The following is a 19,313-nucleotide window of genomic DNA, read 5'->3' as shown; positions in this document are numbered from 1 at the left end:
GGTGTCCAGCAGCGGTGGGAGCCTGAGCGTATGCGACCGGCGGTGGCCAAAGGCCAGTGTCGCGCCGCGTGTTTCACGGCAGGTTCACCATTCGCTGCAGCATGGAGGGCGCGTTGCAGCCCTCCATCCACACGCATCAATCGAGCGCAGTTGCGGTCACCCGCTCAGGCATTGACATCCACAACGATGCGGCCGCGTACCTGGCCGGGGATGATCTTCCGGTACACGTCCAACACGTCGGCAAGCCCGATCAGCTGCACCGTGCTTTCCAGCTTCTGCGGGTCCAGGTCGGTAGCGAGGCGATCCCACGCGCGCTGGCGAACGTCCTGCGGTGCATTTACCGAATCCACGCCCGCAAGGGTGACGTTGCGCAGGATGAAGGGCAGCACCGAGCCGTGCAGCGCGTCGCTCTGCGCCAGGCCGCATGCGGCCACGGCACCGCGGTACTTCGTTTCGGCGATGGCATTGACCAGCGTTGGGCCGCCGGCCACATCCACCACGCCGGCCCATCGCTCGGCACTCACCGGTCGCTCGCGCGGCTCCGAAAGCTGCGCACGATCGATGATCTCGGCCGCACCCAGGTTGTGCAGATACTCGGCGTGCTCCGGTCGCCCGGTGGCGGCCACCACGCGATAGCCCAGCTTTGAAAGGATCGCCACCGCGATCGAGCCGACACCGCCGTTGGCGCCGGTCACCAGCACATCGCCCCTGTCGGGCGTCACACCGGCATGTTCCAGGGCCAGTACGCACAGCATGGCGGTATAGCCCGCGGTGCCGATGGCCATGGCGTCGCGGGTGCTCAGGTTGCCGGGAATCCGGTTGAGCCATTCGCCGCGCACACGGGCGCGCTGTGCCAGGCCGCCGTGGTGGCCCATGCTCAGGTCCCAGCCATTGAGCACAACGCGGTCGCCTGGCTTGAAGTCGGTCCTGCTGGATTCCAGCACCACGCCTGCCAGATCGATGCCGGGAATGAGCGGGAACGTCCGGATGACCGGACTCTTGCCGGTGAGGGCAAGCGCATCCTTGTAGTTGAGCGTGGAGTACTCGACCTGCACCAGGACGTCACCGTCCATCAGGTCGGCTTCATCGAAATCGACCAGTTCGGTCGAAACCTGGTTGTTCGTCTTGCGGGCGAGCAGTGCTTTGAACGTCATGGAGGGGCTCACATTCACCGGATGAGGCCATGCTAGGCTCGCGCCTCTATCGCAACAAGAACGATGATTTTCCGTAGGTACTATGGTTTTCCGGAGTATGCATGCGTAGCAAGCGTTGGGATGGCAAGAGCGGTTGCGCCGTGGAAGTCACGCTGTCAGTAATCGGCGGCGTGTGGAAGCCGATCATTCTTTTTCATCTGATGACCGGCAAGCGGCGTTTCATGGAACTGACGCGGCGGGTGCCCAACGCCACCCAGTCCATGCTGACCAGCCAACTGCGTGAGCTGGAAGCCGACGGCGTGGTGATCCGCCACGTGTACCCGGAAGTGCCGCCGAAAGTGGAGTACGAGCTGTCCGAGTTCGGGCGCACGCTGGTGCCGGTGCTTCTGGCCATGCGCGAGTGGGGTGAAACCTACCGCGGCTATCAGAGTACCCAGGGCGATAGCTGACGGCTGAGCGGCGTTGCACATGCCGCATGCCGGTTTAGCGAACGCTCACGGCCACCGATGGGTCTTTGGTGGCGGCAGCACGCGTGTCGTATACGGCTGGATAGGGCGTCCGGAAAGTGCGCGTCGACCGGAGTCGTTTGTTGGCGAAGCGCGCCAGTCAATGGACAACTCGACATCCACTGACGCAACCAACGTTGCAACGTGATCGCTCGGGATTTCCCTGCTTTCCACCGCCGGTTCGGGGCGGTAACCATGGCCGCGCCAAGGCATTCGCCGTGGCCGGGATTGGCGTCCCGAACGTACATGATGCGCGGCGTCGCGGTTGCAGCCAGAGTTGCAACCGTGACCATGCATCGCCTGCCAGTTCATGGCGGACGGTGCGTGGGGATCTCTCGATCCGCCGGCTTCTTGCATCATGTATCCGGCACGCCAACCCGCACCGTCCGCCACCTTGCATCTGCAGGTGGCCACACGACGATCCTGCCTGCTGCCCCTCCGCAGCCGTGGTCGAGGGCCTGTTCAACGCCTGCCAGGCATTGTCGCTGCAGGTGGAGCGCTGCCTGGTTCCGTGAAGGGCTGCGATGCGGTTCCTGTTCCGTTGACGCCCGGTTGCCTATAGTGGCGCCGGAACCCTGCAATGGAATGCCCATGCACGTGATGTCCCTTGGCCGTTGCCTGACGCTCGCACTTGCCGTCGTAGTGAGTGCCGGCGCGTGCGCACGGCCGCCGTCCACCGAACACGAAAGGAATCCCGCCATGTCCGGCGCAACCCAGACCGGTCGCACGATCAACGGCCATACCTATACCGATGCCCCCGTAGACGTGAAGCTGGGGCCGAACACCTTCCGCATTCCGGCCAACTACCTGGACAGCCAGATCGCACCGTGGCCGGGCGAGGGCGTGACGCTGGTCATCGAGTGGCCGGGCATGACGCCGACACCGCCGGGTGCCCGGGCGAATCCGCGTACGAATGATTTCCGCAAGGAGATTGCTGTCCGTATCAACTATATCGATCGCATTCCAATTGAGACTTCGCTTTCAAGGCTTTCCTCAAATGAAGCCATCACGGAGGAGGGCTCTGTGGAAAGGGAGGATCCCAGGGACCGTCTCGATCAACGCGTCGCACAGCCGGAGACCTTGGGCCTGACGCCCTATGCAATCGATGAAGGGAAGATGGTGTTGTACGCGAAGAAGTATGAGGCCCGGTATGGGAAGCCGCCTGTCCGCAATCCTGCCTACGAGAGAGACTGGTACATCGCACGCCAGGCCGACGGCCGGATCAGCTCGTTCATCAAATGTGACGGCGAGGAATTCCGACGCGACGGCGTGCGGCTGGAGGGAAGCGAGGTGATCAGTGAGCCAGGAGAAGTGGCAGCCGGTTGCGTTCATTATTTCGTGGACATCGACAACAAGCTGTCCGTCAGCCTGGACTACAAGAGAGCGTTTCTGAAGGACTGGAAGCGTATGGAAGAGGCTGTCAGGGATGTCATCGCGCGCACGCGGTCACAGTGATCGGTGAATCAAGGAAGAGAAGGGACAGGGTATGAGTGGATTGACCGAACGCGATCTCAGAGTGCTTGGCAGCTATGCCAGAGACGGCAACCGCGAGCTTTACTGGAACTACCTGTCACAACTGCCGGGAGCCGATGGCTACGGGACGCTGGCACTGGGTGTCGTTCGCAACGATAGCCTGCCAGGCCGCGTTGCAAACAGCTACGCACAGAACTATGCGAAGACCCAGCAGGATGAGGGATCGCGTTTCTCAAATGCACGGTTGAGCGAGCGGCGGTGGGAGTCCTTTGGGCAGACCCTGCTCGAAAGAGATCTTGAATTGCGGCAGCAGTGGATGAACGAGCGCCGCCCAGACCTGGCACTGAATCTCCCCGGCAAGGATGTGATGCTGGCCCACGACCGGGCATTTGAACGGCATGAGCTTGATCCCAACTGCTGGACGCCGCGCGTGCTGCTGGAGGCGGCCGAGCAGAAGAGCGGCCCGGAGAAGCTGGAGCAGATCTGGACCAACATGCTCAACAATGACTACGCCGGGGGCCCGCGCGTAGGCAACACCAGCGTCGATGCCATCAGCCAGATGGGATGGGCGAAGGGCGGGCAATACCTGACCCGGTTGAGCGTGCTGGAAGCCACCCAGGCACTGGAGGGCCGCTCGGCGGTCGATCCAAACGTCATCGGTGGCACCAGCTACTACGCGATGTACTTCGAAGCCGACAGGAAGTGGGCCAGCGTCAGTGCGGGCGGCGGCCACCTGTCGCTGCGCGAGATCACCGATCCCGCACGCATCGCCGAACTCAACGACGCCCGCGAGGTTCGTCTGGAGCGGCAGGAGAAGCGCACCCAGTTCCACCCGGACGACCCGTACCGGACCATTACCCGCAGCCCGCTTACCGCAGCGGTGGACGCTGTGCCGGATCCCGCACAGGCACCGACCCGTCTGGCCGACATTGGTCCCGGCCATCGTGAGTACGCATTGATGCAGCAGGTGCGCGAAGGCGTGGCCGCGATCGATGCCAGTGCTGGGCGTACCCATGATGAGAACAGCGAGCGCCTCGTGGCGAGCGTCATGGCATTGGCGCGCCACAACCAGCTCGAGCGTGCCGACCATGTGCTGCTGAGCGCCCAGACCGCCGATCACCCGGCCGGCCGCAACGTATTTGTGGTGCAGGGCGAGTTGAATGATCCGGCGCATCTGCGCGCCTCCATGCCCACGGACCGGGCGGTGCAGACACCGGTCGAGCAGTCACTGCAGCAGATCGAGGCCGCCGGCCTGGACCGCCAACAGGCGGCTGTGCAACGCCAGCAGTACATTGACGTGCAGGCTTGCGAGAGCCCTGCGATGCGGATGGGTTGAAATCACAGTGCCGGGCCGCCAATGCCAGCCCCGGGAGGGGGCCGGCACACATCATGGTGAGGTGTGACTTACGGGACGGTGCAGCCGCTGTTCCGCAGGCAGCGGGCAAACGGCGGGTAGCAGAAATCATCACTCTTGCCTGTGGCGAGGCAGGCTTGGTATGCGGTGTAGCACGGGGTACACCGGGACTCCGCGGCGGCGCTGCCGATTCCCAGGGTCAATGCAGCAGCCGCAATAGCAACAGACAGCTTGAATCCAATCTTCATGCTTCACTCCGTTGATAGCCCTCCTTGGGCAGCACGGAGGCTATCGTGGGAAGAGGGTGCATTCAACCCCCGTCGCGCCCGTATGGGCATCTATCTTCAGCGCGCCGCCCTGGATTTACTTTGTTGGCGCGTCTGCGGTCTGCGCGGCCACCATGGCCTGCTGCATTTCCTTCAGCGACAGAAAACCATCGCCATCGGTGTCCAGGCCCGCAAAGTACTTCGCAATCTCCGGCACCACACTGGCTTCTTCCTTACTGTGGCAGGGATAGGTGTAGCAGTCGGCGCCGCGATAGGTATCGCTGCGGCGGTCATAGTTGCCGTAGCGGCGAATGCAGTAGTCGGCGCGTTCGCGGGTCTCGCGTTCGCGCTTTGCGGCAGCGGCAATGACACCGGCCACCATTGCTGCGCCCACCACGCCCACCACCACACCGGTAGTCTTGGCCTCGTGGCGGCGCTCGCGTTCCCGGCGCTCCCACGCGTCACGATCGTGGTCTCGGTAGTCTCGGCTCCACTGCGGGTTGTAGTGGTCGCCGCGTTGCGCATGGGCGTCGCCGGAGTAGGGCAACAGCAGCATCAGTTGTGCAGCCGCTGCCAGCAGCAGTGCGGTTCTTCCTGGTTTCAGAAACATCGTCCAGCTCCTGTGCGGACATTGTAGGTAGCTCCAGTAGAGCCTGTGGACATTGCGCGAACCTGCCGTCACTGCAGGTAACTTCACGGGCTATCGAACCAGTGCCTCGACCGGGTCCAGCTGCGCGGCGCGGCGCGCTGGCAGGAAGCCAAAGCCAATGCCAATCAAGCTGGAACAGGCGAAGGCAGCCAGAATCGAGTTGGCGGAGAACACCAGGCTGAAACCCACGTTGGCCAGCTCCAATTCAGCGCCCAGTGCCAGGGCCACGTCGATGCCGAGCATGCCGCCGAGCAGGCACACCAGTACCGATTCGATCAGGAACTGCTGCAGGATGTCGCTGCGCCGCGCGCCCACCGCCATGCGCACGCCAATCTCGCGTGTTCGCTCGGTCACCGATACCAGCATGATGTTCATCACTCCGATTCCGCCCACCACCAGCGCGATGGCGGCGATGGAGCTGATCATCATGGTCAGGATCCGCTGGTCTGTTCGATGGACTGGCGGATCTGCCCGTTGTTGCTCATGTAGAAATCGGTGCTGCCGTGGCGGCGTGCCAGCAATCGTCCGATGGCGTGCTCGGCCGCCTCCATGCTGATAGCGTCGGAGACGCGCACGGTGATGCTGGAAACGTGGCTCTGCCCCAGCATGCTGCCATGGTGGTGGTGTAGGGCAACCACACCCGCAGCAACGAGGCGTCGCCGACCACGCCGGCATCCTTCTTCACCACGCCCACCACGCGAACTGGCACGTTGCCCAGCAGCAGGGTCTGGCCGATGGGGTTGTCCGCCGCAGCGAAGAAGCGGGCACGGGCATTGGCATCGATCACCACCACCTGCGGGTAGCCGGCTATGGCGGCAGGGCCGAAGAAGTCACTTTGCCCAGCTTCAGGCCATGCACGCGGAAGTACTGCTCGCTGACGCCTTGCACCTGCACGCTGGCCGAGCGGTTGCCGCGCAGCGCGGTGCCCGTGGTGGCCACACCGGGCGTAGCGCTGTCCACAAACGGCTGTCCGGCCAGGGCCACGCTGTCGCCGGGGGTGAGCGTTTCCACCCGTGCCGAATGCAGGTCGCCAAAGCCGGATCCGGGGTAGATCTCGATGGTGTTGGTGCCCAGCGAGGAAATGTTGGACAGGATGGCCTGGCGCGCGCCGGTACCCAGCGCGACTACGGAGACCACCGACGCAATGCCGAACCTCCACCCAGATGGCCACCCGCTCGATGCTGGTATCCTGCTCGCACTGACGTGGGCAGGGGAGGTGGGTTGCCACCTCCCCCTCGGTGCTCAATACAACGATGCCCCTCGAAAGGGGCATTGCTGTGGAGTTACGGTGCTGTCTTCGCTTGGCGCGGATCGGCAATGATGCGCGAGGGCGATCCATACAGCACCAGGACCCGCATGCCGGTGATGAACACCGGATCGGGGCCCTGCACAACCGTCATCAGGTTGCCGTTCTCCGTCTGCACCACGTATTCCAGGCCCTTGGCCTGCGAGAGTGCGCGTTCGGAGGCCGCACCGGCAATCGCGCCGACCACGAGGCCGCCAATGGCACCAATGGCCGCTGCCTGGTCGCTGCCACCGATGGTGGAGCCGGCCACACCGCCAGCCGCAGCGCCGGCAACTGCACCGCCGCCCTGTGAGCCGTCAATACTGACCGCACGGACGCTGATGACCGTACCGCCGACAGTTCGATTGACCTGTCCCACTGAACCGATGGAATAACTGTCCGTACGCACGTTCGGCGCGCAGGCCGTCAGCATCGCAGCAACGGATGCAGCCACCAGCAGCCGCTTCATGGCGCTTCCTGCTTGTTCGGGAACATCGGCTTGGTAATGTCCACGGTTTCCAGCGCCTGCAGGAACTGGGCGATGTTGTTCTGTGCCGAGCGGCTGATCGATTCGCGGGCACGGACCATGCCTGCGAAGGCATAGTTGAACGGAACCTCGCCGGATGCGCTGACATCCTGGGTGTAGACGATGCTGCCGGTTGCACGATCGATCAGCTCGTAGCGGGCGATCGTCTTGGTGGTCATCGATGCACCGAAGCTGGGAATGTCGATCGCCAGGATCTTCACCGACAGGCTCAACTTCACCGGTGCGTCGTCGCGGAACACCGCCATCCTGTTGAGCGCTTCGGTCAGCGCGTTCTGCCACATCTGCGGTACTTCGTGCTGGGCCTCCGCGGGGATCTTGCCCTTGGCTTCATCCGGACGTGCCAGCGTGACCGTCAGCGACTTCAGTTCGCCATCAATCTTTTTGCTGCTGACCCCGACGTTCGGGACTGAGAAATTGAGTGGCGGATTAGTGGTGCAACCCGCCAGCGACACGGCGATGATCGCCGCGAGCAGAAACTTCTTCATCCATTCTCCCCTGTGGCTACGTTGAAACATCCATGGTGAATCGTGCGTCCGTCGGCAACGTCTATGCTGCACCGCAGCGGTCGCATGTGGGCGTGGCTGACTGGGCGCAAGGATACCTGAATTGGGGTGGTCTGCCGTCCGGGCAGGCGACCCGCTGGCAGGAGATGCAGGCGACGTAGGTGGCTCCGATCAAAAGCTGTAGGCCGCCTGCACATACACCCGCCGCGGCTCGCCCGGGAAATGCCCATTGCGTTCGATGAAGCCGCTGGCCGCATACACCTTGTCGAACAGGTTCTTGACGTTGGCCTGGAACTGCCACTGCTTCCACGTGGTCCTCCAGCTCATGTCGAACACCGTGTAAGCCTTGACCGCCTGCCCATCCAGGCTGACACGCTCGCCCACATGGTCGGCGCCGAAGCCAATGGCCGAGTTGATCGATGGCAGGTCGTAGCGCGTCCACAGGCCGAGCTTGTTGCGTGGCGCGTTTGCGAAGCGGTCGCCGGAGGCATTGGTGATGCCGTTCGGTCCGGCATCCTTCACCCGTGCGTCGTTGTAGGCGTAGGTCAGGTTCACCACCCAACGCTCGGTCACGTCGGCCAACAGGTCCACTTCCATGCCCGTGCTGCGTACCAGGCCCAGTGCAGCGAGTTGGTTTACCCCGCCGATCACCTCGCCGGTAGCCTGCACGATGTTGCTGCGGTCGATGCGGTAGGCCGCCATGTTCAAGGTCACGCGGTCGGCCAGCAGGGATTTCATGCCGACTTCCCACTGCCTGCTGCGCTCGGCATCGAACGGCCCGCCGGCTGCGCGGTTCTGGTTGGCGGCACTCTGCGGCACGAAACCACTGGCGACGTTGGCATACAGGTTCAGGCCGTCGCGCACGGTAAAGGTGCTGCCCAGGCGCCAGCTGAGATCGTTGCCATCCACGCTGCTGCCACCCATGCGGTCCTCATCCTTGAAGCCGTCCCAGCGCAGTCCGGCCAGCACGTGCCAGCGCGTGCCCAGTGCCAGCTCATCCTGCAGATAGCCGCCGTAGCGCTTGCTGCGGGTGGCGGTGCTGCGCCAGGGCAGAGTCGCCAGGTTGTAGTCGTGCCAGGTGCTTGCGCCGTAGACCGGGTTGAACAGATCGATGCCGCGCACTGGGCCGGCGCCGCGTGCCAGGTCGGCGCTGTTGGCGGTCTGCGCGGTGAAGTCAGCGTCGAGCTGATACACGTCGGCACCGAACAGCATCTTGTGTTCGATACGGCCGGTGTTGATACGCCATATGGCATTGCCGCTGGCGGTGAAGGCCTCGTTGTCACGGATCTGGTTGCGCAGCTGGCGCGTCATCCACTCGGCCACGCCGTCGCGATCACGATCAATCAGCCCCATCGGCTCGTGGTACATCTGGTGCTCGGTGTTGCTGAACCAGCGCGCGGCAATGTCCACGTCGAGGTTGTCGCGCGGTGCGAAGCGATACTGCGCCAGTGCGACCTTGGCGCGCATGTCGAGGAAGTCACTGGCCTCGTTGTGGTTCCAGCGGCGGTCGGTCAGGAAGCTGCCGGCATCGTTCACCGGCACGCCGCGCAGGCGGTTGCCGCCCAGGTTCTGGGAGATGTCGGTGAACTGCAGCACCAGCTCGCCGGTCTGGCCAACGTCGAAGGCCAGCGAGGCATCGCCGATCACGCTTTCGCTGTCGGCATTCCAGCGCACGCCCTGCTCGCTGTCGGCATACAGGCCGGCGCGATAGCGAATACTGCCGTTGGCATTCAAGGGGCCGGTGCCTTCGATCGATCCGGCGCGGAAGTCCTTGTCGCCTGCCTGCAGTTCGATGCGGCGTTCGGCGCGCGCCTTGGGCTTGCGCGTTACATAGTTGATGACACCGCCTGCATCACCACCGCCGTACAGCGCACCGGCCGGACCCTTCAGCACCTCCACGCGTTCGATGTTGAACAGTTGCGGCACCGAGAAGCCTGCATAGGGATCGCCGCGCAGGCCGTCGTAGAGCACGTTCTCCTGGCGGAAACCGCGCAGGGTGACGCCGGCATAGCTGAAGAAGCTGACGCCGCTGATGCTGCGGTACAGATCGGTGACCTGGCGCGCAGCCTGGTCGTCGATCAGCTCGCGCGGCACGACCTGGATCGACTGCGGTACCAGTTCCAGCGGGGTATCGGTGCGGGTGCCGACGACCGCATCGTTGGCGCGGTACAGGGTCTGCGCGCGGCCGCGGACTTCGACCTTGTCCAGCTCCTTCGGGGCGTCAGCGGAGGCCTCGGAGGCCAGTGCATGCGTAGCCAGGGAAAGGGGCAACGCCAGGCAGAGTGCGTGCTTCAGCGGGTTTGGAAGGGGCATGAGAGGTCCGGGTCGATTGCAAATGAGAAAGATTAGCATTTGCAACACTTCGAAACCTATCCCTCGAATGCGCTATGGACGCAGGCCCGGGTCGGTATACGGGGTACCAGCCAAGGCCACCAGCACACCGGTACCGCCCCGCACGATCAGCTGCAGCATCGCCTGGCGCGGATCCTCGCCGGCCTGCTGGCTAGCCAGTCCTTTCTCATAGGCCGCCACCATCGACGCCAGCAGCATCGCCGCGCCCAGGCGTGCCTCGGCGTCATGCGTCGGCCGGCCGGCGGCGTCGGCCATCAGCTGCGCCAGGTCGTCGGCCAGCTGTGCCTGCAGCCGTCGCGCGTGCGCCACCAGCACCGGACTGTCGGCCACGGTGGCCCAGAAGGCCGCTGCACCGGAGTTGATCCGCAACAGGGGATGGCCATTGTCGAGCAGCTCCCTCACCAGCGACTGGAAGGCGGCCAGCGGGGTCATGCCACGGCGCGCCGCCATGCCTTCGCGAAGCAGGGTCCGGGCCTCCTCATCGCGGTCGAATACCAAGTCTTCCTTGCTGGCGAAGTAATTGAAGACCGTCTTGCGCGACACCCCGGCCGCATCAGCGATCTCGGACATGGACACCGACTCGAAGCCACGACGGATGATCAGCTCGGTGGCGACGTCCGAAATCGCTTGTCGGGTCTCGGCCTTGCGTTGTTCACGACGGCCAGGAGGCGGGGTCATGGGCGGCTCGGTTGTAAAAACATACACCGAGTGTAACATTTGGCCCGCCAGGGCGCCGACCCGGCGCTCACAGGGAATTCCCATGTTGTACGACGTCGTCATCGCCGGGGCCGGCCCGGTCGGCCTGTTCCTGTCCTGTGAGCTGGCCCAGGCCGGCTGTTCGGTCCTGTTGCTGGAGCAGGCAGCGTCGCCCGAGACAGCCTTGAAACGCCTGCCCTTTGGCTTGCGCGGCTTGAACGCGCCCACCTTGGAGGCCCTGGATCGACGCGGCCTGCTGGATGCGGTCGCCGCCAGTCAGGTACTGAAGCCGGGCAACGGCGCACCGCCGCCCGGCACCGCCCATTGGCTGGCGCAACCGCGGCCGCTGGGCGGCCACTTCGCCGGCATTCCCTTTGCGCTGGACAACGTGGACAGTGCGCGCTGGCGCCACCGCCCGCCGACGCCGGTGCCCACCCAGATGGCGGTCGAACTGCAGTCGCTGGAGGCGGTGCTGGCCGAGCGTGCGGTGTCACTGGGTGTACAGATCGAGCGTGGCTGCACGGTGCAGGCGGTGCACGCACGCGAAGCACAGATGGAGGTCCAGACCGGTCGCGGGCTGATGCGGGGGCGCTGGCTGGTCGGTTGCGATGGCGCCCGCAGCACGGTACGCAAGCATTCGGGGTTCGTGTTCGCAGGGACGGCGCCGGAGTTCACCGGGCACACGCTGCAGGTCGAACTGGCGGACCCGTCGGTGCTCGTCCCGGGGCGTCAGTTCACCGAACACGGCATGTGCAATTTCAATCCGCCGGGCATGCTGGCGCTGGCCGATTTCGACGGTGGCGCCGGCCATCGCACGCCGCTGGACCGGCACACCGCCCAGGCGCTACTGCGGCGTGTGTCCGGGCGAGAGGCAACGATCACGGCGTTGCATCTGGCCACCACATGGACCGATGCCGCGCGCCAGGCCACGGCCTATCGCAGCGGCCGCGTGCTGTTGGCCGGTGATGCCGCGCACATGCATTCACCGTTGGGCGGGCAGGGGCTGAACCTCGGCATCGGCGATGCGATGAACCTGGGATGGAAGCTGGCCGCGGTGGTGCGAGGTGATGCCGCAGAGTCGCTGTTGGACAGCTATCAGGCTGAGCGCCATCCGATCGGCGCCCGGGTGCTCGACTGGTCACGTGCGCAGGTGGCGTTGATGCGGCCAGGCCCCGGGTCGCGCGCGCTGGCGGCGGTCATCGCCGACCTGGCCGCGACCCGCGACGGTGCCACCTATCTCGCCGAGCGGCTGTGGGGTGTAGCACCGCCACCGGTGCTCGACGGCAGCCATCCGTGGGTTGGCCGAAGCGCGCCGGACGTCCAACTGGCTGATGACCGTCGCATGGGAGAGCTGTTGCGTGCGGGGAAGGGCGTGCTGCTGGGGATCGACGCCGACGTTTCGCTCGGCCCGGCTATCGATCGCTGGCAGCAGTCGGTTCCCTGCGTGATGTCCCTGGCGCGCGATGCGATGGGACTGGGTGCGTTGCTGGTCCGCCCTGACGGTATTGTGGCCTGGGCCTGCGATGCTGGCGGCGACACGTCGGGGATCGAGTCTTCGCTGGAACGCTGGTTCGGTTCGCAGCGTTGACCGCCCGCTAGGGCGACGCCACCACGGCCTGCGCGCAGCGCCCGGCTTCGGTCATCACCGAGGCCAGCTGCTTCAATGAGTAAGGCTTGCGCAGCAGGGTGAAGCCATGGCCAGGATCCCGGGCCAGCAGCTCGCTGTAGCCGCTGGTAAGGATCACTGGAAGCCCAGGCAGGCGGCTGCGGATGGTACGGGCCAGATCCAGGCCGTTCATGCCAGGCATCACTACGTCGCTGAACACTACATCGAAGCGGGAGGCATCCCGTTCGAGCTCCGCCAGGGCCTCGTCCGCATTGTGCGCAAGTACCACGTTGTAATCGAGCTCGCGCAGGGCGCCGACGGCAAATTCGGCCACATCGACGTTGTCTTCCACAACCAGCACGCAGACACCATGACCATGCTGCAGCCCCGGTAGCGTCGCCGGCCGTTCCGTCATTTCTCTCGCCTGCGCCAGCGGCAGGTACAGGGTGAAGCGGGTACCAGCACCCGCCTGGCTCTGCACGTCCACCTCGCCTTCTGACTGCTTGACGAAGCCGAACACCTGGCTGAGGCCGAGGCCGGTTCCGGCGCCGACGCTCTTGGTGGTGAAGAAGGGCTCGAAGATGCGGTCGACGACGGCGGGGTCAATGCCTGCTCCGGTGTCGGTCACGCTGATCGCGGCGAAGTCGCCCTTCATCGGTGCGGCGAAGCGCACCGAAGGCACGGCGGTTACCTGCTCCACCTCGATGGTCACCCTGCCTTGTCCCTCGATCGCATCGCGCGCATTGACCGCGATGTTGATCAATGCAGTGTCCAGCTGGGTCCGGTCCAGCAGCACCGGCAGCGGCGTGCCGGGCAACGTCAACGACACCTGGATGCGTGCACCCAGTACCGTGGTGATGATGTCCGAAAGCGCGTGCACGCTCTCGCAGAGATCGAAGACCTCCGGCGACAGGCTCTGGCGACGCGAGAACGCAAGCAGTTGCGCGGTCAGCTTGGTGGCGCGGTCCGAGGCTGTGGCAATGGCCTGGATGTAGCGGCGCCGGGTGTCGTCTGACGGCCACGTGTGCAGGAGCATGTCCACCGAACCGGTGATGACCTGCAGCAGGTTGTTGAAGTCGTGGGCCACACCGCCGGTGAGCTGGCCGATCGCCTCCAGCTTCTGCGACTGGCGCAGCTGCTCGCGGGCGCGCACCAGTTCCAGATGTGCCTCTCGCGCCTGCTCGGTGATCGCCGCGACCTGGCGGCTGTGCAAGTCGCGCTCGATCACCCGTTCGGTCTGCTCGCTGACCACGCACAGGATACCGGCGACACTGCCGCAGCCGACGCGCAGCGGTGAATAGGAAAACGTCCAGAATGTTTCGCGCAGCGTGCCGTCGCGATCCATCATCAATGGCAGGTTCTTGAAGCTGCGGCTGGTGCCGGCGAAAGCATCGTTGACGGCCTGCACCACGTCCGGCCATACGTCCGCCCAGACATCCTCCAGGCGGTTGCCCATCGCGCCGTGCAGCTTTTCCCCCAGCATCGGCAGGTAGGCATCATTGAAGAAGAACGCCTTGTCTTCCTTGCCCCAGGCAAGCCACAGGGGTTCCGGCGAATCCAGGATCATCGCCAGCAAGGTGCGAAGTTCGGCGGGGGCGCTTGCGGCAGTGGCCGAGCGGGCCCAGTCACTGTCCTGCAGCAGTCGGTAGGCGAGCTGATCAGGTGCAGAGACTGGCAGGGGAAAAGGATGCATGGCCGCCATTGGCGCAGGGAGGTGGCGCAGCATAGCCGAGCGCATGTCATGACGCCCTGCACACCGCCGGCATGAAAGGCCTCGCCACTTCGCCGTCGACGTGGCAGGGATGCACCCTTTGTTCCGCAGGTTGCCGCTATCGCGGCGCCGCGCGAAGGGAGGCGAAGCTGGCCTGATCGGCGGGTCTAGCCCTCACGACCTGCCTGCGCGGTGAGCGCATCCCGGCCAGCCTCGGTGAGATCGATATCCCCGTCTTCCGCCTGTACCGCCCATCCGGCGGTCACCGCCCACGTTGCGGCATCGCCGCGCACCGGCTCTGCAGCGGCGATTGCCTGGAGTATTTTCCGCTGTTCCGCAGTCATTCCCACGTGGCGGCCCTCAGATACCCAGCAACGACGCCGGTTGCCAGTCCGACAGGCGGGCGTGGCTGACCGGTTGATGGCAGCCGCACCCGTCACAACGGAACAACGCCCCGCCCGGAAGTTGCACCAGGTTGTCTTCGCTGGCAGAGCTGGTCGACGAGCAATGCCGGCAGGTGACCGTGAGCGCAGTGATGCGCTGCACGCTGCCTGATAGATCGAACACGGCCTCGAACGCGCGAATGACAGGGTGGGCAGTGTCCGGCATCTGAGTCTCGACAGGGTGGGGAGACCTCATCGTTGCGCGCCGGCTGTGATGGAGCAGTCAGCCGGATGCATGGGCGCGATCAAGACAGGCGCGGCAACCGGGTGTGCACCTTCGTCGGGGATTCTTCGTCTTTCCGCTAAGGTCCAGCGGCTTGTCACTGCCCTTGCGCTCGCTCGACCACACTTCCATGCCCTTGTTGCAGCGGCTCTCGCGGGCAGCGACCTCGGGCGGCAGGTCCGTCAGGTGCGGCGATTCCTGTCAGGCTTGACGCATGTTGCTGTCGTCATAGGTGGCGCAGGCGCTGAGCGATGCGAGGGCGATGGCAATGAGGGTCGCGCGGAGCGGGGGCTGCAGGTTCATGAGGGCCTCGGGTGATGCCGGGATGGCCATGGAATTCAAATCCGTGACATCGGCCATGCGCAATCGGACCAATCGTACTTGTTATTCTATAACAGATGCGCAATAGTCCGGCCCCTGCCGGCGTCAGGCGATGCAGATCATCAGCACCGTGCACAGCACCAGCATCAGCACGAACACGCGTCGGCTCAGTGCCAGGCAGGCCAGATAGGCTGCGAGCGCCCACGCTGCCAGCAGCGCGCAGGCTATCACCCATAGCCCGATACCCATCATCGAACCCGTCGCCAACGCAGACAGTGCGATGGCCTTGAACAGCGCCGCGCCCAATACGCTGCCCAGCATGCCGGCCTGCAAGGCGATGGCATCATGGCGGGCAGATGCGCGATGGGGGTGCATTGCGGGTCCGGTACGGGCCGAGAGCGCGGCGTCGGCTGCACTGTGCCCAAATGCACATCCACGAAATGTGTTCATCGCGCGCGAAGACCGCGATGAAGCCGTTCAGTCGAACTCACCCCCGGCCGATTCCAGGCGCTGCCGGTACGCTGCGCGATGCTGGTACAGGCGCTGGCATTCGGCCGACCTGTGGATGCGGCTGCCGGGTTCGTTGGCCACCGAGTCGCACATCCGCGCGATGTGGTTGTTCTCCGCCAGTTCGGTGACGAAGAACACGGCGGTGATGCCGGTGCCAAGCAGTAGGACATACAGCAGGCGGCTGAGCCAGCGCGACAGTTTCCGCTCGAAGTGCTGCTGGATGGTCAGGTCGAAGCGGATGATGCTGAGCACGATCCAGACGATGGCAACCAGGAAGCAGAGCGTGGGCAGCAGGCCGCGCCAGAGGCCTGCCTCGTATACCGACTCGCTGTAATGGACCGCGGCCCCGGCGCCTGCGATGGCGATGGCCAGCGCCCAGTTGCGGCCCAGCGATAGCAGGTCATCGAGCAGCTTTTCGCGGTTCCTGGTTGGTCCTGCTGCCACGAGGGTTCCTTCCGCCTGTTGCGACCGACGACGGGCTGCCGCCGATCATGCAGATGGTGGAGCATCGCGTCAGCGATGAGAAGCCTGTCCGCTCAGTATCCGCCTGCGCGTGCACCGATCCAGCGCCGGTAGCGGCGGGTCCGGCATTTGCCGGCGGCTTGGGCCAACAGCAGCGCCCACATCGGTGAGACACCCGGCGCGGTGGGGCGGCGCTGGCTCAACCGCCCCAGCTGGTACTTCACCGCTGCCATATGCGCGCTGGCGGCCAACGGCTTGCTGCGCCAGTCGATGGTGCGCAGGGTCGGCACCGGATCGCGTCCCTGCTGCCAGCGTTGCGGCAGATCCGGCTCGATCGCCAGCGCGGTGGCGATGCCGACCATGGCTACACCGCTGTCCAGCACCTGCTCGGCCACGGCGCGACGGCGGATGCCGCCGGTGACCATCAGTGGCATCGTCGCCACCGTGGCGATCTCACGCGCGAACTCCAGGAAGTAGGCCTCGCGTGCCAGGCTGCGTTCGTCACGTGCGGCACCGGTCATGGCCGGTGCTTCGTAGCTGCCGCCGGACAGCTCGACCAGGTCCACGCCGAGCGGCGCCAGCATTTCCACCACGGCGCGCGCATCCTCGGGCGAGAAGCCGCCGCGCTGGAAATCGGCGGAGTTCAGCTTCACGGCCACCGCGAACGTGGGCGACACGGTGGCGCGCACGCCCTGCACTATCTCCAGCAGCAGGCGCGCACGGTTGTGCAGGCTGCCACCCCAGCGGTCGTCGCGGCGGTTCGACAGGGGCGACAGGAACTGGCTGAGCAGGTAGCCGTGCGCGGCATGGATCTGCACGCCACTGAACCCGGCGCGCTCGGCCAGCTCGGCGCTGCGGATGAAGCGGGCGGTCACCTCTTCAATGTCCGCCTCGGTCATCGCCCGCGGCGGTGCGAACTGCCTGGACAGTGCGCCCATCTCCAGGGCGACGGCTGACGGCGCGAGTGCGGGTTGGCCGAGTGCGGCCGGCATCTGCCGCCCGGGATGGTTGATCTGCATCCACATCTGCGCGCCCCGCGAACGTACTGTCTCGGCCCAGGCGATGAAGCGATCAAGGTGGCGGTCGTCTTCCAGTACCACGCCGCCGGGACCGGTCATGGCGCGGCCATCGATCATCACGTTGCCGGTGATGATCAGCCCCGCGCCGCCGTCGGCCCAACGCTGGTACAGCTGCAGCAATGCAGCGGAAGGCGCATGGTCGGCGTCGGCCATGTTCTCCTCCATCGCCGCCTTGGCGATGCGATTGCGGATGACGGCACCGGAGGGCAGTGCCAGGGGCGAGAACAGCGACATCGGACAGCTCCAGGACAGGGGAATGGCGCTACGCTAACCTTCAAGTTTGATTGAAGGTCAACGGCTTCCCATGTCGAGGATTCAGACAGATGAAGATCGGTGAGCTGGCCCGCCTCACGGGCCTCGCGGCGTCGCGCATTCGTTTCTATGAAGACGCGGGGCTGCTGGTGGTGCAGCGCCAGGCCAATGGCTACCGCGATTATCCGGAACAGGCGGTGCTGCTGCTGGAGCTGATCACGGGTGCGCAGCGTGCAGGCTTCAGCCTGGAAGAGATCCGTGCCCTGCTGCCACCGGACATGGGCCAGTGGCAGCATGATGCGTTGATCACGATGCTGCAGAAGAAGGTGGCTGACATCGAGGCGTTGCAGCTGCGGTTGGCAGAGAGCCGGGCGCACCTGCTGGCCCTGATCGAGGACATCCAGGCGCGGCCGGACGGCATCGACTGTGCAGCCAATTCGCGGCGGGTGCTGGACCGCGTGAAGCGCGGTGAGCTGGCGCGGCCGACCCTGGCGGCCGGCGATACAGCGCTGCTGCGACCGGATCGCCACCGCCGCAGGGGCAGCGACTGACGATCCGGCGCGATGTTCAGTGGCTGCCGGCGACGGCGGTCTTGCGCTTCTTGTCCAGCATCACCGCCACGCACCACAGCAGCAGGCCGCCGATCGCGGTAGCCGCACCGACATAGCCGGTGCTGGCCGGGCTGAAGCCGGCGCTGATTGCCATGCCGCCCAGCCACGGGCCGAGCGCATTGGCGGTATTGAACGCGGCGTGGTTGGAGGCCGCCGCCAGCGTCTGCGCTTCACCGGCCACGTCCATCAGGCGGGTCTGCAGCACCGCCGCCAGCGCGCCCATGGTGCCGACGGTGACGATCATCGGGCCGATGGTCCACACCGACTGCGCGGCCAGTGGATACAGCAGCAGCATCACAATCGACCACAGCAGCACCACGGCGGCGGCCTTGAAGTGGAACTTGTCCACCAGCCAGCCGCCAGCGATGTTGCCGATGATCGCGCCGATGCCGAACACGCCCACTGCCAGCGGCATCCACGATTCGGCCACGCCGGTGACCTGCACCAGGGTCGGTGCCAGGTAGGTGAACACACAAAACATGCCAGCGAAGCCGACCGCACCGATCGCCAGCGCCAGCCACACCTGGGTGGTGTTGAAGGCGCGCAGCTCGCGCATCGGCGAGGTGCGCACTTCGTCCGGGTCCGGCAGCAGGAAGCGCGCGATCATTGCCACGGTGGCGATGGCCAGCACGCTGACCAGGGCAAAGGCGGTGCGCCAGCTCAGCTGCTGGCCCAGCCAAGTGGTCAACGGGTTGCCGACCAGGATCGCGATCGACAGGCCCAGCAGCACCCGCGACATCGCCTGGCCGCGCTGGCCGGCAGGGCTGATCGCCGCGGCCACCAGCATCGCAACGCCGAAGTAGGCGCCATGCGGCAGGCCGGCGACGAAGCGCGCCACCAGCATCGTGGCATAGTTCGGCGCCAGCGCGCTGGCCAGGTTGCCGACCGCGTAGAAGCCCATCAGCGCCAGCAGCAGCTTGCGGCGCGGGAAGCTGGCACCTACGAAGGCGAGGATCGGAGCGCCGACCACTACGCCGATTGCGTAGGCGCTGATCAGGTGCCCGACCTGGGTTTCGGAGATCGACAGGCCGCGGCTGATCTCCAGCATCAGGCCCATGCTGGCGAACTCGCTGGTGCCGATGGCGAAGCCGCCCAGTGAAAGGGCGAGGATGATCAGGGTGCGCTGACGGGGCGTCAGCCGCGCAGCCAGGGAAGAGTTGGGGCTCATGCGGGCGCGATGGAGGCGGGGAGCCAGCCATTGTACTGCTGCACCGCAACAGGAGCAGCCACGCCGGGGGTAAATCAGTGTTTGATCGGTGGTGATGCCGGTTCCGCTGCGGGATGGTCCGCCAATCCGTGCCGCTGGTGTG

17 protein-coding genes and 2 pseudogenes are annotated in these 19,313 nt (G+C 65.4%); 5 read left to right on the top strand and 14 right to left on the bottom strand.

Features of this window, described 5'->3' with window-relative positions:
* Positions 1-164: 164 nt before the first annotated feature.
* A complete protein-coding gene (locus B9Y82_RS10930; protein WP_100473241.1) occupies positions 165-1,154 on the bottom strand; it encodes an MDR family oxidoreductase in 990 nt (329 codons plus the stop codon).
* A 101-nt stretch (positions 1,155-1,255) separates the two neighbouring features.
* On the opposite strand from B9Y82_RS10930, the gene B9Y82_RS10925 reads away from it, so the two are divergent.
* The 3 genes from B9Y82_RS10925 (at position 1,256) to B9Y82_RS10910 (ending at position 4,469) form a co-directional block, all read left to right on the top strand.
* The gene (locus B9Y82_RS10925) at positions 1,256-1,603 is read left to right on the top strand and encodes a winged helix-turn-helix transcriptional regulator (protein ID WP_014037677.1); all 348 of its coding nucleotides are present in this window, start codon (positions 1,256-1,258) and stop codon (positions 1,601-1,603) included.
* Between the two features lie 648 nt (positions 1,604-2,251).
* Positions 2,252-3,115, top strand: a complete 864-nt coding sequence (locus tag B9Y82_RS10915; RefSeq protein ID WP_100473239.1) for a Smlt3025 familytype IV secretion system inhibitor — start codon at positions 2,252-2,254, stop codon at positions 3,113-3,115.
* A 31-nt stretch (positions 3,116-3,146) separates the two neighbouring features.
* On the top strand, positions 3,147-4,469 hold the full coding sequence (locus B9Y82_RS10910; RefSeq protein ID WP_100473238.1) for a Smlt3024 family type IV secretion system effector: 1,323 nt from the start codon (positions 3,147-3,149) through the stop codon (positions 4,467-4,469).
* Between the two features lie 381 nt (positions 4,470-4,850).
* Here the strand turns inward: B9Y82_RS10910 and B9Y82_RS10895 are convergent, their stop codons facing one another.
* The 6 genes and pseudogenes from B9Y82_RS10895 to B9Y82_RS10870 form a co-directional block, all read right to left on the bottom strand.
* The gene (locus tag B9Y82_RS10895; RefSeq protein WP_238381594.1) at positions 4,851-5,363 is read right to left on the bottom strand and encodes an EF-hand domain-containing protein; all 513 of its coding nucleotides are present in this window, start codon (positions 5,361-5,363) and stop codon (positions 4,851-4,853) included.
* Between the two features lie 90 nt (positions 5,364-5,453).
* Positions 5,454-6,551 (bottom strand): annotated as a pseudogene (locus tag B9Y82_RS10890) (ABC transporter permease); the annotation flags it as partial.
* A gap of 134 nt (positions 6,552-6,685) precedes the next feature.
* On the bottom strand, positions 6,686-7,156 hold the full coding sequence (locus B9Y82_RS10885; protein ID WP_100473236.1) for a hypothetical protein: 471 nt from the start codon (positions 7,154-7,156) through the stop codon (positions 6,686-6,688).
* Positions 7,153-7,719, bottom strand: coding sequence for a UDP-N-acetylglucosamine acyltransferase (locus B9Y82_RS10880; protein WP_100473235.1), 567 nt, complete (start codon positions 7,717-7,719; stop codon positions 7,153-7,155). The genes B9Y82_RS10885 and B9Y82_RS10880 overlap by 4 nt, the downstream gene beginning before the upstream one ends.
* 189 nt (positions 7,720-7,908) lie before the next feature.
* A complete protein-coding gene (locus tag B9Y82_RS10875; RefSeq protein WP_100473234.1) occupies positions 7,909-10,050 on the bottom strand; it encodes a TonB-dependent siderophore receptor in 2,142 nt (713 codons plus the stop codon).
* A gap of 72 nt (positions 10,051-10,122) precedes the next feature.
* Complete coding sequence (locus tag B9Y82_RS10870) at positions 10,123-10,767, bottom strand: TetR/AcrR family transcriptional regulator (RefSeq protein WP_100473233.1); 645 nt, start codon at positions 10,765-10,767, stop codon at positions 10,123-10,125.
* Positions 10,768-10,849: 82 nt separating this feature from the next.
* Here B9Y82_RS10870 and B9Y82_RS10865 point away from each other — a divergent pair, with 82 nt between their 5' ends.
* Entirely contained in the window at positions 10,850-12,373 is a 1,524-nt protein-coding gene (locus B9Y82_RS10865) for an FAD-dependent monooxygenase (protein WP_100473232.1), read from the top strand.
* A 7-nt stretch (positions 12,374-12,380) separates the two neighbouring features.
* Here B9Y82_RS10865 and B9Y82_RS10860 read toward each other — a convergent pair whose 3' ends face one another.
* The 6 genes and pseudogenes from B9Y82_RS10860 to B9Y82_RS10835 all read right to left on the bottom strand — a co-directional run bounded on the left by B9Y82_RS10860 (position 12,381) and on the right by B9Y82_RS10835 (position 17,374).
* Entirely contained in the window at positions 12,381-14,084 is a 1,704-nt protein-coding gene (locus B9Y82_RS10860) for a hybrid sensor histidine kinase/response regulator (RefSeq protein WP_100475213.1), read from the bottom strand.
* Positions 14,085-14,462: 378 nt separating this feature from the next.
* Positions 14,463-14,711 (bottom strand): hypothetical protein, encoded by a 249-nt coding sequence (locus tag B9Y82_RS10855; protein WP_014647589.1) that lies wholly within the window; start codon positions 14,709-14,711, stop codon positions 14,463-14,465.
* Between the two features lie 120 nt (positions 14,712-14,831).
* A pseudogene (locus B9Y82_RS21020) lies at positions 14,832-15,071 on the bottom strand (hypothetical protein); the annotation flags it as partial.
* Between the two features lie 123 nt (positions 15,072-15,194).
* Positions 15,195-15,464: a hypothetical protein gene (locus tag B9Y82_RS10845; RefSeq protein ID WP_100473231.1), complete on the bottom strand. Its 270-nt coding sequence runs from the start codon at positions 15,462-15,464 to the stop codon at positions 15,195-15,197.
* A gap of 102 nt (positions 15,465-15,566) precedes the next feature.
* The gene (locus B9Y82_RS10840) at positions 15,567-16,043 is read right to left on the bottom strand and encodes a hypothetical protein (protein WP_100473230.1); all 477 of its coding nucleotides are present in this window, start codon (positions 16,041-16,043) and stop codon (positions 15,567-15,569) included.
* A 92-nt stretch (positions 16,044-16,135) separates the two neighbouring features.
* The gene (locus B9Y82_RS10835) at positions 16,136-17,374 is read right to left on the bottom strand and encodes an NADH:flavin oxidoreductase/NADH oxidase family protein (RefSeq protein WP_100473229.1); all 1,239 of its coding nucleotides are present in this window, start codon (positions 17,372-17,374) and stop codon (positions 16,136-16,138) included.
* An 89-nt stretch (positions 17,375-17,463) separates the two neighbouring features.
* Between B9Y82_RS10835 and B9Y82_RS10830 the strand changes: the two genes are divergently transcribed.
* Positions 17,464-17,943 (top strand): MerR family transcriptional regulator, encoded by a 480-nt coding sequence (locus B9Y82_RS10830; RefSeq protein WP_100473228.1) that lies wholly within the window; start codon positions 17,464-17,466, stop codon positions 17,941-17,943.
* A 16-nt stretch (positions 17,944-17,959) separates the two neighbouring features.
* Here B9Y82_RS10830 and B9Y82_RS10825 read toward each other — a convergent pair whose 3' ends face one another.
* A complete protein-coding gene (locus tag B9Y82_RS10825) occupies positions 17,960-19,171 on the bottom strand; it encodes an MFS transporter (RefSeq protein ID WP_100473227.1) in 1,212 nt (403 codons plus the stop codon).
* Positions 19,172-19,313 lie beyond the last annotated feature (142 nt).

This window comes from Stenotrophomonas maltophilia (genome assembly GCF_002799155.1).
GTDB classification, from domain to species: Bacteria; Pseudomonadota; Gammaproteobacteria; order Xanthomonadales; family Xanthomonadaceae; genus Stenotrophomonas; species Stenotrophomonas maltophilia_R.
This window is presented reverse-complemented; position numbering and strand designations above follow the sequence as displayed.

Excerpts from the sequence above, each read along its gene's own strand:
- B9Y82_RS10930 (WP_100473241.1), bottom strand. The coding sequence starts at position 1,154 with ATGACGTTCAAAGCACTGCTCGCCCGCAAGACGAACAACCAGGTTTCG.
- B9Y82_RS10925 (WP_014037677.1), top strand. The coding sequence starts at position 1,256 with ATGCGTAGCAAGCGTTGGGATGGCAAGAGCGGTTGCGCCGTGGAAGTC.
- B9Y82_RS10915 (WP_100473239.1), top strand. The coding sequence starts at position 2,252 with ATGCACGTGATGTCCCTTGGCCGTTGCCTGACGCTCGCACTTGCCGTC.
- B9Y82_RS10910 (WP_100473238.1), top strand. The coding sequence starts at position 3,147 with ATGAGTGGATTGACCGAACGCGATCTCAGAGTGCTTGGCAGCTATGCC.
- B9Y82_RS10895 (WP_238381594.1), bottom strand. The coding sequence starts at position 5,363 with ATGTTTCTGAAACCAGGAAGAACCGCACTGCTGCTGGCAGCGGCTGCA.
- B9Y82_RS10885 (WP_100473236.1), bottom strand. The coding sequence starts at position 7,156 with ATGAAGCGGCTGCTGGTGGCTGCATCCGTTGCTGCGATGCTGACGGCC.
- B9Y82_RS10880 (WP_100473235.1), bottom strand. The coding sequence starts at position 7,719 with ATGAAGAAGTTTCTGCTCGCGGCGATCATCGCCGTGTCGCTGGCGGGT.
- B9Y82_RS10875 (WP_100473234.1), bottom strand. The coding sequence starts at position 10,050 with ATGCCCCTTCCAAACCCGCTGAAGCACGCACTCTGCCTGGCGTTGCCC.
- B9Y82_RS10870 (WP_100473233.1), bottom strand. The coding sequence starts at position 10,767 with ATGACCCCGCCTCCTGGCCGTCGTGAACAACGCAAGGCCGAGACCCGA.
- B9Y82_RS10865 (WP_100473232.1), top strand. The coding sequence starts at position 10,850 with ATGTTGTACGACGTCGTCATCGCCGGGGCCGGCCCGGTCGGCCTGTTC.
- B9Y82_RS10860 (WP_100475213.1), bottom strand. The coding sequence starts at position 14,084 with ATGCATCCTTTTCCCCTGCCAGTCTCTGCACCTGATCAGCTCGCCTAC.
- B9Y82_RS10855 (WP_014647589.1), bottom strand. The coding sequence starts at position 14,711 with ATGCCGGACACTGCCCACCCTGTCATTCGCGCGTTCGAGGCCGTGTTC.
- B9Y82_RS10845 (WP_100473231.1), bottom strand. The coding sequence starts at position 15,464 with ATGCACCCCCATCGCGCATCTGCCCGCCATGATGCCATCGCCTTGCAG.
- B9Y82_RS10835 (WP_100473229.1), bottom strand. The coding sequence starts at position 17,374 with ATGTCGCTGTTCTCGCCCCTGGCACTGCCCTCCGGTGCCGTCATCCGC.
- B9Y82_RS10830 (WP_100473228.1), top strand. The coding sequence starts at position 17,464 with ATGAAGATCGGTGAGCTGGCCCGCCTCACGGGCCTCGCGGCGTCGCGC.
- B9Y82_RS10825 (WP_100473227.1), bottom strand. The coding sequence starts at position 19,171 with ATGAGCCCCAACTCTTCCCTGGCTGCGCGGCTGACGCCCCGTCAGCGC.